This is a genomic window from Anaerococcus sp. HMSC068A02, from assembly GCF_001811125.1.
GTDB lineage: Bacteria > Bacillota > Clostridia > Tissierellales > Peptoniphilaceae > Anaerococcus > Anaerococcus vaginalis_C.
The window spans coordinates 3,296-19,247 of sequence record NZ_KV803770.1; the positions used below are offsets into that span (position 1 = coordinate 3,296).

20 protein-coding genes are annotated in these 15,952 nt (G+C 27.6%); 19 read left to right on the forward strand and 1 reads right to left on the reverse strand.

The genetic code is table 11. From position 1 onward, the window contains the following. Window positions 1-182 precede the first annotated feature (182 nt). The 16 genes from HMPREF2782_RS06775 to HMPREF2782_RS06850 all read left to right on the forward strand — a co-directional run bounded on the left by HMPREF2782_RS06775 (window position 183) and on the right by HMPREF2782_RS06850 (window position 11,740). On the forward strand, window positions 183-926 hold the full coding sequence (locus HMPREF2782_RS06775; RefSeq protein WP_070641747.1) for an ABC transporter ATP-binding protein: 744 nt from the start codon (window positions 183-185) through the stop codon (window positions 924-926). Beyond that, window positions 907-1,632 (forward strand): hypothetical protein, encoded by a 726-nt coding sequence (locus HMPREF2782_RS06780; RefSeq protein WP_070641748.1) that lies wholly within the window; start codon window positions 907-909, stop codon window positions 1,630-1,632. Before HMPREF2782_RS06775 ends, HMPREF2782_RS06780 begins: the two co-directional genes overlap by 20 nt. A gap of 8 nt (window positions 1,633-1,640) precedes the next feature. Continuing rightward, on the forward strand, window positions 1,641-2,408 hold the full coding sequence (locus tag HMPREF2782_RS06785) for an ABC transporter permease (RefSeq protein ID WP_070641749.1): 768 nt from the start codon (window positions 1,641-1,643) through the stop codon (window positions 2,406-2,408). A gap of 11 nt (window positions 2,409-2,419) precedes the next feature. Further along, a complete protein-coding gene (locus HMPREF2782_RS06790; protein ID WP_070641750.1) occupies window positions 2,420-3,100 on the forward strand; it encodes a response regulator transcription factor in 681 nt (226 codons plus the stop codon). Further along, entirely contained in the window at window positions 3,090-4,166 is a 1,077-nt protein-coding gene (locus HMPREF2782_RS06795; RefSeq protein WP_070641751.1) for a HAMP domain-containing sensor histidine kinase, read from the forward strand. Before HMPREF2782_RS06790 ends, HMPREF2782_RS06795 begins: the two co-directional genes overlap by 11 nt. 111 nt (window positions 4,167-4,277) lie before the next feature. Continuing rightward, window positions 4,278-4,544, forward strand: a complete 267-nt coding sequence (locus HMPREF2782_RS06800; protein ID WP_261668777.1) for a DUF3847 domain-containing protein — start codon at window positions 4,278-4,280, stop codon at window positions 4,542-4,544. A gap of 107 nt (window positions 4,545-4,651) precedes the next feature. Next, a complete protein-coding gene (locus HMPREF2782_RS06805; protein ID WP_004838503.1) occupies window positions 4,652-4,888 on the forward strand; it encodes a helix-turn-helix transcriptional regulator in 237 nt (78 codons plus the stop codon). 186 nt (window positions 4,889-5,074) lie between these two features. Further along, on the forward strand, window positions 5,075-5,731 hold the full coding sequence (locus HMPREF2782_RS06810; RefSeq protein ID WP_004838504.1) for a hypothetical protein: 657 nt from the start codon (window positions 5,075-5,077) through the stop codon (window positions 5,729-5,731). 8 nt (window positions 5,732-5,739) lie between these two features. Next, complete coding sequence (locus HMPREF2782_RS06815) at window positions 5,740-5,973, forward strand: hypothetical protein (RefSeq protein ID WP_070641752.1); 234 nt, start codon at window positions 5,740-5,742, stop codon at window positions 5,971-5,973. Window positions 5,974-6,354: 381 nt separating this feature from the next. Next, window positions 6,355-6,882: an RNA polymerase sigma factor gene (locus HMPREF2782_RS06820; RefSeq protein WP_070641753.1), complete on the forward strand. Its 528-nt coding sequence runs from the start codon at window positions 6,355-6,357 to the stop codon at window positions 6,880-6,882. Beyond that, a complete protein-coding gene (locus HMPREF2782_RS06825; protein ID WP_070641754.1) occupies window positions 6,879-7,667 on the forward strand; it encodes a hypothetical protein in 789 nt (262 codons plus the stop codon). Before HMPREF2782_RS06820 ends, HMPREF2782_RS06825 begins: the two co-directional genes overlap by 4 nt. Further along, window positions 7,648-8,541 carry an ABC transporter ATP-binding protein gene (locus HMPREF2782_RS06830; RefSeq protein ID WP_070641755.1) on the forward strand — a complete coding sequence of 298 codons (894 nt, stop codon included), beginning with the start codon at window positions 7,648-7,650 and terminating at the stop codon, window positions 8,539-8,541. The genes HMPREF2782_RS06825 and HMPREF2782_RS06830 overlap by 20 nt, the downstream gene beginning before the upstream one ends. A gap of 25 nt (window positions 8,542-8,566) precedes the next feature. Beyond that, window positions 8,567-9,721, forward strand: coding sequence for an ABC transporter (locus HMPREF2782_RS06835; RefSeq protein WP_261668763.1), 1,155 nt, complete (start codon window positions 8,567-8,569; stop codon window positions 9,719-9,721). 135 nt (window positions 9,722-9,856) lie between these two features. Beyond that, window positions 9,857-10,375, forward strand: a complete 519-nt coding sequence (locus tag HMPREF2782_RS06840) for a ClbS/DfsB family four-helix bundle protein (RefSeq protein WP_070641757.1) — start codon at window positions 9,857-9,859, stop codon at window positions 10,373-10,375. Window positions 10,376-10,450: 75 nt separating this feature from the next. After that, window positions 10,451-11,077 carry an HAD-IA family hydrolase gene (locus HMPREF2782_RS06845; RefSeq protein ID WP_070641758.1) on the forward strand — a complete coding sequence of 209 codons (627 nt, stop codon included), beginning with the start codon at window positions 10,451-10,453 and terminating at the stop codon, window positions 11,075-11,077. A 54-nt stretch (window positions 11,078-11,131) separates the two neighbouring features. After that, window positions 11,132-11,740 (forward strand): DNA-3-methyladenine glycosylase, encoded by a 609-nt coding sequence (locus HMPREF2782_RS06850; protein WP_070641759.1) that lies wholly within the window; start codon window positions 11,132-11,134, stop codon window positions 11,738-11,740. A 64-nt stretch (window positions 11,741-11,804) separates the two neighbouring features. On the opposite strand, the gene HMPREF2782_RS06855 is transcribed toward HMPREF2782_RS06850, so the two are convergent. Further along, the gene (locus HMPREF2782_RS06855) at window positions 11,805-12,722 is read right to left on the reverse strand and encodes a diacylglycerol/lipid kinase family protein (protein WP_070641760.1); all 918 of its coding nucleotides are present in this window, start codon (window positions 12,720-12,722) and stop codon (window positions 11,805-11,807) included. Window positions 12,723-12,810: 88 nt separating this feature from the next. On the opposite strand from HMPREF2782_RS06855, the gene HMPREF2782_RS06860 reads away from it, so the two are divergent. The 3 genes from HMPREF2782_RS06860 (at window position 12,811) to HMPREF2782_RS06870 (ending at window position 15,945) form a co-directional block, all read left to right on the forward strand. Next, on the forward strand, window positions 12,811-13,167 hold the full coding sequence (locus HMPREF2782_RS06860) for a PaaI family thioesterase (protein ID WP_070641761.1): 357 nt from the start codon (window positions 12,811-12,813) through the stop codon (window positions 13,165-13,167). A 121-nt stretch (window positions 13,168-13,288) separates the two neighbouring features. Next, window positions 13,289-14,611: a sodium-dependent transporter gene (locus HMPREF2782_RS06865; RefSeq protein ID WP_070641762.1), complete on the forward strand. Its 1,323-nt coding sequence runs from the start codon at window positions 13,289-13,291 to the stop codon at window positions 14,609-14,611. A 17-nt stretch (window positions 14,612-14,628) separates the two neighbouring features. Then, the gene (locus HMPREF2782_RS06870; RefSeq protein WP_070641765.1) at window positions 14,629-15,945 is read left to right on the forward strand and encodes a sodium-dependent transporter; all 1,317 of its coding nucleotides are present in this window, start codon (window positions 14,629-14,631) and stop codon (window positions 15,943-15,945) included. The last annotated feature ends 7 nt before the right edge of the window (window positions 15,946-15,952 follow it).

Below are 15,952 nucleotides of genomic sequence, written 5' to 3' on the forward strand. Positions count from 1 at the left end.
CAATTTAATATATAAGACATTTAGCGATTGAATTATAAGTTAAGTCGCTTTTTTAATATGAAATTTAAAGACCAATTAAAATAATATTACTGATTGTTATTCAAAAATTAGTTAAAAATTATGTTGTTTTTATAGTTTTGTTATATTTACCTCTTATAATAGAATCATCAAAGGAGGAAATTATGTCCAAAAAAGTACTTGAAATAAAAAATTTATTTAAATCTTATGGTAAAAGAAAGATTATAAATAATCTGAATATGACTGTGTTTAAAGGAGATGTTTATGGTTTTCTTGGAGCAAATGGAGAGGGGAAAACAACTACTATTAGAATGATTACATCATTAATTAGGTCTGATTATGGAGAAATTTTAATAAATGAAAAGTCTGTAATAAAAAATAGAGATCAAGCAATTAAAAATATAGGTGCTATGGTAGAAGCTCCTAAGTTTTATGAAAATCTATCTGGATATGAAAATTTAAAATTAATGGCAAAACTAATTGATGGCACGAGTGATAAAGATATTGATAAATTACTTGAATTAGTAGGTCTAAAAGATAGGAGCAAAGATAAGTTTGCCTCATACTCCATGGGTATGAAACAAAGACTTGGCATTGCTAATGCCTTATTAGGAAATCCAGATTTAATAATTTTAGATGAGCCTACCAATGGACTAGATCCGTATGGGATTAGGGATATAAATGAACTTATAGTATCTTTGGCAAAAACTTCTAATAAAACATTTATAATCTCATCCCATCTTCTCCATGAAATGGAAGGTATTTGCAATAGAGTCGGAATTTTACATGACGGAAAATTATGTATAGAAGGTGACGTAAAAAAATTAGTTTCAGAAAATAATGTATCTAATCTTGAAGAACTGTTCTTTAATAAAGTAGGTGGAAAAAATGAAAGCATTAATTATTAATGAATTAAAGAAAATCATTAAATCAAAGATAGGATATGTATTTTTATTGTCAGCTGGACTTTTGATTTGGATGAATATTACCATGTATGATTCAAAAGAAGGCGTGTGGAATATTGATAGTTTTTATACTTTTCCTGCAAGCCTTTTAGATATTTATATGCAAATATTAATATTTTTCATACCAATTTTAGCAAATACCTTAGTAACAAAGGACCTAGTAGCAGGTACAATGAAATTGAGCATATTGAAAGAACCGTCAAGAATTAAAAATCTAGTCAGCAAACAAATCGCCTTTACAATATTTTGTATAATGGCAACTACAATTTTTGTTATCTTGTGCTATTTATTTGGAATACTATATTTTAAAAACATGAGTGATTTATCTTTAATAAGACAAGGATTTACAAAATCTACTGATTTAATCTATACATTCGTAACATATGGGAGAATTCTTTTACCAACAATTACCTACGGCTTATTAAGTATGTCAATAGGATTATTTATTGAAAATGTAAGCCTAGCAAATATCATTTCTATTGTTGGTCTTATATTTTTCTTTAATACAAACATGGGAGAAAAATTTACAATGATAAAAAATGTGTCAGCTAATGAATTTAATATTCTAATATTAGCAAGCGGGATATTATTAGCTTTATTTTTAATAATAAGCAATATTTATTTAGAAAAGAAAGATATTTTATATTAGGGTGAGATATGAAAAAAATTATAGATTTTGAGTTATACAAACAAAGGAAAAATAAGTTTTATTATCTATTTTTTCTAATAATTTTAATTTCTCATATAATAAAAGCGAATCAATTTATTCATACGGATATGAATTGGATGTCATTTCCCTTAGTTTCAGTTCCAGATACAGTTTTGTTTTTAGTCTTATTTGTGATTTATATATCCTCAGACTTAACAGCTATAGAGTATGAAAAAGGTCTTATCAAATTATCAATAATGGTAAATGGAGATCGAAAAAAATTAATAAAAGCAAAAATATTAACTACAATCATGTGGCTAATAGCCTTAGTGATTTTTGATATAATTTCATCTTTTTTGGTTGGAAAAATAATGCTTAATGACGGAACAGTTTTGATTTCCGATGGACAAACTATTTTGCTTGGAGGAGTAAAGTTAGAGGGAATAAGAGCCTTTGTTAGTGTACTTTTTAGTGAAATTTCTATTATTTTGCCACTAATATGTTTGGCTATGTTTATTGTATATGCTGGTCTTGTTTTAAAAAATGCTTCAACTGTTATGGGAATGGGATTTTTATATTATATTCTAAGCTTAATAGGTCCTGAAAAATTAAAATATTTATTTTTAGTAAGACATGTTTATAAAATACCATCTCTTTTAATAAAAGGGGAATTTGCTATTGAACTTAGCTTGTATATTGCAATATCTTTAATAGGTATATTAATCTTATATTTTGTCAATATTTCCTATTTTAAAAGGGTAGAAATATTAAAATAGGAGAGGATAGGATGAGTAGAATTTTAATCGTAGAAGATGAACTTGACTTGGCAAATTTAATAAAAGATTATCTAGAAAAAGAGATATATGAGGTAGAAATTTGTACAGAAGGTGATAAGGCAATAGAAATTTTTGATAAATTTAAGCCGTCTTTAGTAATATTAGATTTAATGCTTCCAGGTATGAATGGTTATGAAATCTGCCAAAATATAAGAATAAAATCTACAATACCGATTTTGATTTTGTCAGCAAAAATTGATGAATTTGATAAGGTAAAGGGACTTGATCTTGGAGCTGATGATTATATTACCAAACCCTTTAGGCCAAAAGAATTACTTGCAAGAGTTAATGCTCAACTTAGAAGAAGCCAAGTTTTTAATAAGGAAAATATTGAAATAATAGAAATAGAAAATATCAGAATATATACTAAGGAATATAAGGTGGAAAAAGATGGTAGAGATCTTGATTTAAGTAGAAATGAATTTGAACTTTTGATATTTTTATCTAAAAATCCAAGACAAGTTTTTAGTCGAGAACAATTATATGATAGAATATGGGGCTTCGATAGTTATGGAGATTTGAATACTGTTACCGTTACTATAAACAGACTTCGTCAAAAAATCGAAGATAATCCAAAGAATCCAAAATATATTTTAACAGTTTGGGGAGTAGGTTATAAATTTGAAATCTAAATCACTTAAAAAAAACTTAATAATATTTGTCATATCAATCATTCTAATACCAATTTTATTTTTGTTGGTCTTAGGAATACCAGAAAAAGAACCTAAAAGTCTTTTGTTATCTTTAACATCAATTTCTATCCTTATCGCTATAGTAGTTATCATTATATCGACTATATTTTTAGCTTACGTCGATAAGATTATTATAAAGCCTATATATAATTTGCTAGATAATTTTAAAAAGCTAAGTAAGGGGGAATATGATTTATATATAGAAAATGATAGGGTGGATGAAATAGGAGAATTATTAGATAATTTTAATAAAATGGTAGCGTCATTAAAATCATATAGGGAAAGAGAAAATAAAGCAAAGGAAGAAAGAGAAGAGCTAATATCATCTATAAGCCATGACTTATCAACTCCCTTATCTGTAATACAAGCCCATATAGATGGAATAAGTGACGGAGTTGCTGAAAGCCAAGAAAAAAAAGACGAATATATAAGGATAATAAACAAAAAGATTAAACAATTAAATAATAGAATCAAACAACTAAAAGATTATTCATCACTTGGAATATATGACAAAGAAATAAATCATATCAGAGCTAGAGAATCTTTAGATAGAATTGTAGATGAATTAAATAGATCATTTACAATTGAAATAGAAAATTTCTTTTATAAAAATGATATAAAAGAAAGTACAGTGATAGGTTTATCTGACAGGATGCTTGAAATCATATTTGAAAATTTGTTTTCAAATTCTATAAAATATAGAGGAGAAAATCCATTGGAAATTGATATAATTGCAAAAGAAAACCCAGATACAGTTATATTAGAATTTAAAGACAATGGAAAGGGCATAGAGAAATCTGAATTAGATAAAATATTTAATCCATTGTACACAGTGGATAAAGCTAGGTCGACTGATAAAGAATCAATGGGATTAGGCTTATCAATAGTAAAAAAAATACTTAATAATGTGGGAGGAGAGATAGTAGTAACAAGTGAGTTTGGACAATATACAGTATTTTTTATAGAGATACCTATAGCTTGCAAAATTGAAATGGGTGTAAAATAAATAGGATAAATAACCTAGGCGATAGAAAATAAAAACTCTATCGTCTTTTTTATTGCAAGAAGGGAGATTAGTATGAAAAAATTATATCAAATAAGACAAGAGTAAAAAGAAATAAAAGAAAAAATAGACGATACAGAAGAAAGATTAAGGCAACTAAAAAATCAAGAACAAAAGATATTAAAACAAGACATAGTGAAAAGAAGAAAAGAAAGAACACATAGGCTAATAACAAGAGGAGCAATCTTAGAAAGCCTTATAGAAAATGCAGAAGAACTAACAGATGAAGAAATAAAAATCCTACTAGAAGAAGCAACAAAGACAAAAGAATTCAAAGAAACACTTAGAGCAATAAGGCAAAATGGAAAAGTATTAACATAGATATTATGTAACAATATACGAGGAAAAGGTAATTAAAAAATATGATGAATTATTGGCACCTGGATGAGATTGTGTTAAACTATAGTTAACCAAAGAAAGGTGAAATAATGAATAATAGAATCGAGAAATACCGTAAACCTCTAGGTTTATCACAACATAGACTTGGTAAAAAAGTGGGAATATCAAGGACAAGTATAAATAAAATAGAAACAGGAAAAACGATTCCGAGCCTAAAAACTGCTAACGATATAGCAAATGCTTTGGACGTTTGTATATACCAAATATTTGATTTAGATGGTACAGGACATTATAAATGTTTAGATTCAAATTGTAGTAATAATTAGCAAAATGCATTACTAATTTATGTTATTTCTTAAAATAAAGGTAGGTTTAATTGTGATAAATTATATGAATCCTCAGAGGTACAAGAACGGAGATTTATTTATATTATAGTTTGAGAATAAGAATTGACACAGTATTATAGTTTGTATTTGAAAAACAAATAATTGATAATAAGAAGGTTAGAGATTATGATAAAAAACTTTAAAAAGCGAATGAGTGTATTAATATTGACAGTTTTAGTAATGTCTACAAGTCTAATTTCACCAATATACGCAAGTGAAAATTATGGTATAGAGAAAATAGAGGGACAAGATTACTCAATAAGCGAAGATGGCAACGATGCTGTTACAATAAATTCAAAAGATGGAATTGAGCGTGTTAGTGTTAAAGAAGATGATAACACAAGAAAGGTTACCATTTATAATAATACTACTGGTGAAGAAGAATACTTAATCTTAAATAAAAAGGATGGTTCAATTTATTCATCCATTACGAATAAAACATTAAGTAGCGATGAACAGAATCCTATTATATCACCTCGCTCAGATACTTCATATAGTACTGTATATATATCATGGGCAGAGTTTAAAACTACTATCGGTACAACTGCAACAGTGGGTGGTGTAGTAGGTTTAATTTTGACAAGAGTTCCTGGTGGGCAAGTTGTAGGAAGTGTAATTGGAACAATCAGCACTATAGTTGGTGGAGGAACATTACTTATTCCTAATGATTCTAGCCATGGTTTGAAATTTACAATAAAAAAAGTTAAGCATTATCGTAGTAGGCTTGGGAAAAGACATGTATGGTATATATCTAAATCAATCGTTTCAGTTAGTCGTTATTAGGTGTATATATGAATAAAATATTAGGAATAGTATTTTCACTTGCTACTATCCTGATTGGGATGGTAACTAATGAGAAGATTAAGTTAGATAACATCTGGGTTATTTTGATATTTATTGTACAAATTACAAGTTGGATTGGATATATTAATTTATTAGATATAGAAAAACGCTATAAATTATGGTTGAGTGTTTTATCTATGTGTGCTGTTTTTATTATAGGATTTTTTTATATCTTAAAATAGCAAAATTAAATATAGTACAGAATTATTTAAGAAATGTTTAAAAAATAAATACAGAAATCTATTTCTGTGTGAATAATATTAAAGGCTATTTATCTGAGAAATATTTAGTCTTTTTTATTTTTTATTTGTGTCGCATTTAATTTTACAACTTATCATATTGAAAAAAAGAGAATTACAGACTGATATAAATTATAGGACGGTGAGAGTATATCTTCATCGTCTTTTTTTTGAAAAATTTCAAACACTTGCAAAATAAAATTTTGCTTGTAGATGGAATTTAAAGGATAATTTATTTAAATTAAATTTTTAAACTATCTTTTTGTAGTTTTTAATCGTTAAACATTACAGAGTGCAAGATTTATTTGAGGAGAATTGTTAGGAATGAACGTAGATTTTTTATTGATATCTAGGGCTAGAAATGGCGATAGTGATGCTTGTGAAATGATAATACGAAAATATTATGGAGATATATTTAACTATTGCAAATATCATGCTTTGGATATAAATACGGCTGAGGACATAACGCAGGATGTATTTTTAACTTTTCTAAAAACAATTAATCATTATAAGCATAAAGGCAAACTTTTAAATTATTTATATACAATTGCTCGTAATAAATGTATTGATAAAAAAAAGAAGGCAAGCAATAAAGATCTTAATATTGAAGATTTTTCTGAAAAGATGTTTTTGGAGTGTACAGAATCTGATAGGAAAATAGAATATTTAGATGTTAAAGAGGCTGTTAAAAAATTGCCATCAGATATTAAGGATGTAATAATTCTATATTATTTTTTTGATAGAAAACAAAAAGAAGTTGCAAAGATTTGTGGCATTTCATTAGAATTAACTAAATATAGGCTTAGGATAGGCAAGGATATGATAAGAAAGTATGTAGAAGGTGAAATATGAAAAAAATAGACAAGTATGATAAAAAAATAGAAAAAATACTAAGAAATATAGGGGAATTTGATGAAAAAAAGCCTTCCAATGAAGCAATTGACAAATTGGTTTTTAAAGCTAAAGAATTTATTAATAGCGAGAAAAATGAAAATAGAATTGGCTTTATTGAATTTATTGCCTTGCAGATTAAAATTATGAAAAAAGAGTGGTTATTTGCACAAATGCTTTTGCTTTTTTTTGCAGGATATTGGCTTTCTATTTCAAAAGAAATAGTTTATATGCAAAGGGGATTGAGTGTTTTGGCGGCACTTTTTGTAATATTTATAATTCCAGAACTTTGGAAAAACATTGAAAATAAATCGATGGAAATTGAAAAAAGCTCACTTTTTGATTTGAGAAGAGTATATGCCGCTAAATTAATAGCCTTTGGACTTATTGATACAGGAATTTTAACTGTGTTTTGTGTTTATGCTGTAGAAATTCAAAAAATATTGGTCGTAGATCTTTTGGGGCAGTTTGTATTTCCGATTATGATTTCATCAATCATTTGTATGATGGCTTTTTCTAGAAAAAGATATTTAAATCAATTTGTGACAATGATTATTTGTTTGGCTGCCAATATGGGATGGATGTTAATAATTTTGAATGATAATCTCTATTTAAAAATAACACCAATAGTATGGATTTTAATCTTTATTATGTGTGCCTTATTATTATTTTATTTTATTCAAAAAGTTTTACACGATAACACTGAATATTTGGAGGGAAAATTTAATGAGCTTAGTTTTGAATAATGTTAGAAAAAAATTTGGGAATTTGATAGCAGTTGATGATATTTCAATTGAAATGGAAAATGGCTTATATGGACTTCTTGGCACAAATGGAGCGGGAAAAACTACCCTTATGAGAATCTTATGTACAGTTTTAAAACCTAGTGATGGAAAAATATATTATAATGGCGAGGATATATTTGAAATGGATGGTAGGTATAGAAATATTATTGGCTACCTTCCGCAAGAATTTGGTTTTTATCCAAACCTTAGTGTCAAAGATTATCTTTCTTATATAGCTTCTTTAAAAGGATTAAATAAAAGATTGACTAAAGTGCGTATTGAAAAATTATTAGAAATTACGGGAATGCAGATTCATTCGTCAAAAAAAATGAAAAAATTATCGGGTGGAATGAAAAGGAGAGTTGGAATTGCTCAAGCTTTATTAAATGATCCAAAAATACTTATACTTGATGAGCCAACTGCAGGACTTGATCCAATGGAAAGAATTAAATTTAGAAATTTAATAGGAGAGCTTTCCAAGGATAAGATTGTTCTTTTATCTACCCATATAGTTTCTGATATTGAAGCTATTGCAAAACATATATTTGTCATGAAAGATGGAAAAATTATAAAACAAGGAAGTGCTTTCGAATTATGTTCAAATATTTCTTATAAATCATGGACTTATCGTTGTAAATCCGATCAAGCAGATAAAATAATAAGCAAATTTAAGGATTCGATTAGTTTTGTAAAAGAGAGTAGAGAATATGTTGAAATGAGAATTTTATCAGAAGATAAGCCCGACAACAATGCAAAATGCGTTGAAATCACTCTAGAAGATGTATTTTTCTATTATTTTAGAATAGTAAGTGGAGATAAATATGATAAGGCATGAGATAAAATTATTACTTAGCAATCGTATGAATAAAATTTTATTGATATTTTTGTTTGCTATAGCAGTTTCTTTTAGCATATTTGCAGTATGGAGCATAAGTTTTGTGGATAATAATGGAAATACCCATAATGGAATATTTGCACCAAGAAAGCTAAGCGAGAAAAAATCTAAATATGCGGGTAAATTAAATCCTGATGTATTTGAAGATGTGATAAAAAAAGATAAAAAAATTAAGGCTATTTATAAAAATCAAATTCCAGAAAAAATATATACTACAAATACGCAAGAGTATATGGATATAAAAGATTTTATGGTAAGCACTTTGTCCTATGGAAGTGAAATGGATTATGAAAAATTTGATTTTTTAGAAGTCAGCAAAGCAAAAAATATTTACCATATCAGGAAAGAAAATATAAAAAAATTGGTAAAAGAATATGGAGTTACTGAGAAAAAAATGAAATATTTGAAAGAAAAATTTTCAAAAAATAAAACTCCTTTTTATTACGAACCTGCCGATTCGTGGATAACTATGGGCTTATATGCAACAACCTACTCATTAATATTGATTATTGGCATATCATTTCTTGTATCAGGAATATTTACTGAAGATTTTAAATTGAAAGCTGATTCGATTTTTTTTAGCACAAAATTAGGAAAAAATAAGGGAGTTAAGATAAAAATAGGAACAGGCTTATTGATGACAACAATTATATATTGGGCATTAATACTAAGTCTTTGCATAATATCTTTTACGATAATGGGTGTAAGCGGAGCAAAATCGCCCATCCAATTAGAATACAGTTATTGTATTTATAATTACACTTTTTTTGAAAGATATTTGCTAATAATTATTGGAGGATATATTGGAAGCATTTTTGCAAGCGTATTAACAATGCTAACATCAGCCAAAACACATTCGTCACTTCTAAGCTTGTGTATTCCAATAATATTATTCGTAGTATCGCCATTTATTGGAAGAGTCTTGCCATTTGAAAATTTATTTAAAATAACGCCAGATCAGCTAGTAAATATATATAATTGTATAAAACTACCCATATTATATGAAATTTTTGGTCATGTATTTATGCAAATACCAATTATAATTATATTATATTTGCTAATTTCAATAATATTGATTCCATTTATATATTTTACATTTAGAAAATATGGGCAAAAGTAGATTAAAAATTTTATTAATAAAATTATTAAAAGGTTGATAATAATCAGCCTTTTTTCTTGCAAAAAGCTATTAATAGGTATTTATGATATAATTAAATCTATAAAAACTTAGAGATTTAAAAATTTGGAGAAATTTATGAGAACTTATAGTAATAGAGAAGAATTGAAAGCTGAAATCAATAAGAAATTTGAAAAATATATTTCGGAATTTGATGATATTCCAGAAAATTTGAAAGATAAAAGGGTTGAAGAGGTTGATAGAACTCCTGCTGAAAATCTTGCTTATCAAGTTGGATGGACTACACTTGTTTTAAAGTGGGAAGATGATGAAAAGAAAGGTCTTGAAGTTAAGACGCCATCTGAAGATTTTAAGTGGAATCAACTTGGCGAATTATATCAATATTTTACGGATACTTATGCTCATTTATCGTTAAAAGAATTAAGGGAAAAATTAAGTGAAAATATCGAAGATATTTATAAAATGATTGATTCTTTGAGTGATGATGAATTATTTAAACCACACATGAGAAAATGGGCTGATGATGCAACAAAAACGGCAGTTTGGGAAGTTTATAAATTTATTCACATCAATACTGTTGCACCTTTTGGAACTTTTAGGACAAAAATTCGAAAATGGAAAAAAATAGCTCTATAATTTCTTTTATAAAAATAATAGAAAATAAAATCTATTTTGAAAATGTTTGGAAAAATATAGCAGAAAGGATAATTTATGATTAAAAATATTATATTCGATCTTGATGGAACAATTTCAAAATCTGCTAGCGGGATTTTGAATGCTTTTGAATATGCTTTAGAAAAAATGGGCAAGTCTTATAAAAGAGATAAGCTCTATGAATACATTGGCCCACCTTTGAGAGATTCTTTTGTAAAAGAATTGGGGGAGGATTTGGCTGATGATGGAGTTTATTATTATAAAAAGTATTACTTTAAAAACGGTCTGTTTGAAACTTCTCTTTATGAGGGAGTTAAAGAATTAATAGAAGATTTATATGATGAAGGCTTTAATATTTATCTTGCAACAAGCAAGGGCGAAGAATCTTCTAAGAAAATTTTAGAATATTTTGGAATTTTGCAATATTTTTCTTATATTTCTGGTTCTTCTAATGATAAAAATACAAAGAAAAAGGTAATTGAACATCTACTTTTTGAAAATGATTTAAAAACTAATGAATCTATTATGATAGGAGATAGGTCTTATGACATAGATGCGAGCAATGAATTAGCTATAAAATCAATTGCCGTAGCTTATGGTTATGGAAAAAAAGAAGAATTTGAAAATGCAGATTTTATTGCAAATAAACCAAGTGATATAAAAAAAATAATAATGGAAAGATAGACTAAACCCTTAAATCAAAAAGATTTAGGAGCTATTTTTATAAAGGAGAAAACAATGCTTGATAGGAAATATTTTAGGAAAAATACCCTAGACCTTGCCAAAGATTTGCTTGGAAATATTTTAGTTAGAAAAATTGACGGACAAGTTATAAGAGCTAGAATCGTGGAAACAGAAGCATATCTTGGAGTAAATGATAGGGCATGTCACACTTTTTTAGGCAAAAAAACTGACAGAAATAAAATAATGTATATGGATGCAGGTACTTTGTACGTCTATCAAACTTATGGGATTCATTTTCTTTTAAATATATCAAGCGTAAAAGAAGGAGTACCAGAGGCAGTTTTATTGAGAGCAATTGAGCCTTTGGATAATTTTGATTTGATTTCAAAAAATAGATTTGGAAAAAATTATCAAGACCTATCGATTTATCAAAGAAAAAATTTAAGCAATGGTCCAGCAAAACTTACAAAAGCCTTAAAAATTGATAAAAATTTTAATGGAAAAGATATTTTTTCCAAAGATTTTTATATGGAAGAAGGCAAAAAAGATTTTGAAATAATAAAAGCAAAAAGAATTGGCATAGATTATGCCAAAGAGGCGAAAGATTACCTGTATAGATTTTATATAAAAGATAATCCTTATGTGTCAAAATTAGAAAGTTAGATATAAAAAAGGGATTGTTGTAGAATGATGATTATTCATAATTTTACAACAATCCCTTTTAAAATTACATATCAAAATAAGTCCAAGACAAACAATTTTCTATAATTTCAAAATTTATTATTTTATTTTCAAAAATTTCTCCGTCTATATTTGCTAAAATTTTTTTATCTGATTTTATTTGTCCTTTTTTTACCTTTATTTCATCCAAATATTTTGAATTTTCTAAAAGCCCATGTTTGTATCTTATTATCAAAGATGGCAACAAGAGACTTGGAAGTTTTTTTGCATAAACTAAATTTAAAAGCCCATCATCAATTTTTGCGCTTGGGGCAGGATTAAATCCTGAGCCATAATAGCCACCGTTGCAAATAGCGCTAAGCAAAAATTCATCTTCAAGCTTTATTTGCTTGTAATTTTTGTCATATAAAGTTAATGATAGATTTTGATATGACAAAGATTTTAATGCCTTAATGACTCCAAAAAAATATGCTTTTTTCCCTAAAGATGGATTTTTATCTAAATATTCATAGGCTTTTTCTAAAACAACAGTATCAAAACCTAAGGATAAGACGTTTATTCCGACTTTGTCATTTACTTTAATTAAATCAATCTTTTTTTCTTTTAAATTTAATAGACTTTCTACTTTGAAATTTTTGTATGAAAAATTTTTGGAAAAGTCGTTGCCAGTTCCCATAGGAATTAAACCAAGGCTTGTATTTGCCAAATCATTTTCATAAATCACGTTGCAAATTTCATTTAATGAGCCGTCGCCTCCTCCAACTATTATTGTTTTTTTGTAATTTTTATATTTTTCAATAAAGGCTTTGGCTGCATCAGTTGCGTGGTTTTCATAAGAAGTCCTAATTATTTGAACATTTTCTTCAAAATCTTTTTTATTATAAATTTTTTCTATATCTTTTTCATTAATATCGAACTCGGTTTTTCCTGCCTTGGACGATAATATAAATAGCATTTTTCTCATAATTTATCCTTCAATAAATAATTATATCACTATTAAAGGATTTATCGAAAAAATGTTATAATTGCCTTATAAATAGAAAGGATATTTTATGAATTTTGTTGATTATTTAAAAATGGAATATGTGAAAGATGATGATGGAGAAATTATTACAAGAGTTCCTATTGAAGAGTATTGTTTGAATATAAATAAAATTGTTCATGGTGGTTTGACTATGACTTTGATTGATACGGCTTGTGGGAAAAAAGCGTCGGAATATTTTGATGGAGAATTTGTAACAAGCGATGGATATGTAAATTTTCTTAGACCAGCAAGCAAGACTTCTTATCTTTTTGCAAAATGTAAGGCGAAAAAAATTGGTAGGACAATAGCTAATATTGATTGCGATGTTTTTGATGATGAGAAAAATTTAATTGCTATTGGTAGATTTACTTTTATTAAATTATGACTTATTTTTATATTTAAATTATTTTTGAAATTTGTTTTACAAATAAGAAATTTATGATATAATGAAACAAGTTCAATAGTACGCCGACGCCTTGGCGTGCTAAAGTAAAAAGGAGTTAAATATGAACAAAGAAAAAAAATTCTCATCGAGGTTGGGTTTTATCCTGACAGCTGTAGGTAGTGCCGTTGGTATGGCAAACGTGTGGGGCTTTCCTTATAAGTTCCAAGAAGGTGGAATATTTTTCTTATTATTTTATTTAGTTTTTGTAGCTCTTTTTGCTTATGTAGGTTTATCAAGTGAATTTGCAATAGGTAGAAGAGCCGAAACTGGAACTTTGGGCTCTTATGAATATGCCTTAAATTCAAAAAATAATAAGAAAGAGCATTCTTTTATTAGTAAAAATATCGGCTTTTTGCCTTTATTGGGTTCTTTATTTATAGCTATTGGCTATGCTGTTATAGTTTCTTATGTTTTAAAAGCTTTAGTAGATTCTTTAACTGGAGAACTTTTAGTTGTAAATAGTAAAAAATGGTTTGAATCTTTTTCAAATAAGGATTACTCTGTAGTTATTTATCATTTTATAATAATTTTGGTAACACTTTTAACTTGTTTGAAGGGTGCAAATACCATAGAAAAATCTAATAAAATTATGATGCCTGCATTTTTTATTTTATTTTTAATTATTGCAATTTTTATTTTAACTTTGCCAAACGCTCTTGAAGGTTATAAATATATGTTTAGGTTAGACTTTGACAAATTGTCTTTAAAAACTATAGAAAATGCAATGGGACAAGCTTTCTTTTCTCTTTCTGTAACGGGAAGTGGAATGATTGTGTGTGGCTCTTATCTAGATAAAAATGAAGATATTTTATCAGCGGCAAAATCTACTGCATTTTTTGATACCTTGGCAGCTTTGTTGTCATCTTGTGTAATTGTTCCATCTATTTTGGTTTTTGGTCTTTCACAAGCTGGTGGACCTGGACTTTTATTTGAAGTTTTGCCAACTATATTGCAAAATATAAAGGGTGGAAGAATTTTTGCTATAATTATTTATACTGCGGTTGTATTTGCAGGAATTTCTTCTTTACAAAATATGTTTGAAGTTATAGCTGAATCTCTTATGCACAGGTATAACAAAATTAAAAGAATTACTGCTTTGACTATAATTGGTCTTGTAACATTTTTGATTGGCGTTAATATGGAAGCTATTAGCAAATGGGGCCCATGGATGGATCTTGTTTCTATTTATATAATTCCAATAGGAGCATCAATTGGAGCAATTTCTTGGTTTTATTTTTGGAAAAAAGATGAAATTTTGGAAGAAGTTAATAGTGGTGCAAAGAAAAAAGCAGGAGAAGGATGGCACAAGCTTGGAAAATATGTTTATGTTCCAATAGCAATTGTTTTATCGATTTTAGCTTTAGTATTTAAAGTTACTTTTTAAAATTTATGGAGAAGAAAATGGAAAATAATTCGAAATTTAGTAACAAATGGGGATTTATAATGGCATGCGTTGGAAGTGCAGTAGGACTTGCCAACGTATGGGCTTTTCCCTATAAAATTGGAATGAATGGGGGATTATCATTTTTGATTCCTTATTTATTCTTTGTATTTTTATTTGGTCGTGTTGGTCTTTCTGCAGAAAGCGCAGTAGGAAGAAGATATAAAGCAGGACCAATGGGAGTTTTTAGAGAAGTTTGGAAATCAAGAAATAAAGAAGGAGTAGGAAGAGTAATAAGGTGGATTCCTTTAGTTGGTGTAGTTTTACTAGCTATTGGATATACAGTTGTTATAACTTATGTACTTAAAGCTCTTCTTGATTCGATTACTGGATCACTTTTGACACAAGATCCAAATGTATGGTTTGAATCAATTTCTACAAATGATTTTGCACTTACAAAAGAACATTTTTTATTAGTTATTATTGTATTTTTGACCTTAGCTTATGGAACAAAAGGAATAGAAAAAACAAATTCTTTTATGATGCCTCTATTTTTTATTTTATTTATAATTCTTGCAGTAAGAATTGCATTTTTAAATAAGGCAGTAGAAGGATACAAATTTGTTTTTACTTTAGAACCAGAAAAATTATTGGATATAAAATTGTGGATAGGTGCAATGGGACAAGCATTTTTCTCCCTATCAATTGTTTCAACAGTAATGGTTGTTTATGGTTCTTATCTTCCAGATAGTGAAGATATAGTTCATTCATCAACAATCACATCAAGCCTTGATACAGTTGCAGCTATGCTTTCAACTTTTGTAATGCTACCAGCAACTTTTGCTTTTGGATTTTCCCAATCACAAGGACCAAAATTAATTTTTGTTGTTTTGCCAAAAGTTTTGCAAGAAATAGCTGGAGGAAGAATTTTTGCAATTATTTTGTATATAGCAATAGTTTTTGCAGGAGTATTGTCAGTTCAATCAATGATAGAAACAGTTGCTGAAGCAATAACATCAAAATTTGAAAATTTAAAAAGAATTAATGTCTTACTTGTTCTAATGATTCTTGTATTTGTTTGTGGATTATTTTTACATCCTATAGCAAAATGGGGAGCATGGATGAATTTTGTAACAATTTATATTCTTCCAATATCTGCAATTATAGGAGCCATTTCATGGTTTTGGGTAATGAAAAAAGAAGATTTGATGGATGAAATAAATAAAAGTGCAAAAAGTAAGCACGGTGATGGTTGGTATAATTTAGGAAGATATTTATATGTTCCACTTGCTGTAATTCTTTGTATAATAGCAATAAGATACCAAATTTCCTTCTAATATGACT

Bases quoted from the DNA above. Each gene is read 5' to 3' on its own strand.
- HMPREF2782_RS06780 (WP_070641748.1), top strand. From the start codon at position 907: ATGAAAGCATTAATTATTAATGAATTAAAGAAAATCATTAAATCAAAG.
- HMPREF2782_RS06860 (WP_070641761.1), top strand. From the start codon at position 12,811: ATGAATTTTGTTGATTATTTAAAAATGGAATATGTGAAAGATGATGAT.
- HMPREF2782_RS06845 (WP_070641758.1), top strand. From the start codon at position 10,451: ATGATTAAAAATATTATATTCGATCTTGATGGAACAATTTCAAAATCT.
- HMPREF2782_RS06790 (WP_070641750.1), top strand. From the start codon at position 2,420: ATGAGTAGAATTTTAATCGTAGAAGATGAACTTGACTTGGCAAATTTA.
- HMPREF2782_RS06835 (WP_261668763.1), top strand. From the start codon at position 8,567: ATGAATAAAATTTTATTGATATTTTTGTTTGCTATAGCAGTTTCTTTT.
- HMPREF2782_RS06815 (WP_070641752.1), top strand. From the start codon at position 5,740: ATGAATAAAATATTAGGAATAGTATTTTCACTTGCTACTATCCTGATT.
- HMPREF2782_RS06830 (WP_070641755.1), top strand. From the start codon at position 7,648: ATGAGCTTAGTTTTGAATAATGTTAGAAAAAAATTTGGGAATTTGATA.
- HMPREF2782_RS06775 (WP_070641747.1), top strand. From the start codon at position 183: ATGTCCAAAAAAGTACTTGAAATAAAAAATTTATTTAAATCTTATGGT.
- HMPREF2782_RS06810 (WP_004838504.1), top strand. From the start codon at position 5,075: ATGATAAAAAACTTTAAAAAGCGAATGAGTGTATTAATATTGACAGTT.
- HMPREF2782_RS06850 (WP_070641759.1), top strand. From the start codon at position 11,132: ATGCTTGATAGGAAATATTTTAGGAAAAATACCCTAGACCTTGCCAAA.
- HMPREF2782_RS06840 (WP_070641757.1), top strand. From the start codon at position 9,857: ATGAGAACTTATAGTAATAGAGAAGAATTGAAAGCTGAAATCAATAAG.
- HMPREF2782_RS06785 (WP_070641749.1), top strand. From the start codon at position 1,641: ATGAAAAAAATTATAGATTTTGAGTTATACAAACAAAGGAAAAATAAG.
- HMPREF2782_RS06805 (WP_004838503.1), top strand. From the start codon at position 4,652: ATGAATAATAGAATCGAGAAATACCGTAAACCTCTAGGTTTATCACAA.
- HMPREF2782_RS06820 (WP_070641753.1), top strand. From the start codon at position 6,355: ATGAACGTAGATTTTTTATTGATATCTAGGGCTAGAAATGGCGATAGT.
- HMPREF2782_RS06870 (WP_070641765.1), top strand. From the start codon at position 14,629: ATGGAAAATAATTCGAAATTTAGTAACAAATGGGGATTTATAATGGCA.
- HMPREF2782_RS06825 (WP_070641754.1), top strand. From the start codon at position 6,879: ATGAAAAAAATAGACAAGTATGATAAAAAAATAGAAAAAATACTAAGA.
- HMPREF2782_RS06865 (WP_070641762.1), top strand. From the start codon at position 13,289: ATGAACAAAGAAAAAAAATTCTCATCGAGGTTGGGTTTTATCCTGACA.
- HMPREF2782_RS06855 (WP_070641760.1), bottom strand. From the start codon at position 12,722: ATGAGAAAAATGCTATTTATATTATCGTCCAAGGCAGGAAAAACCGAG.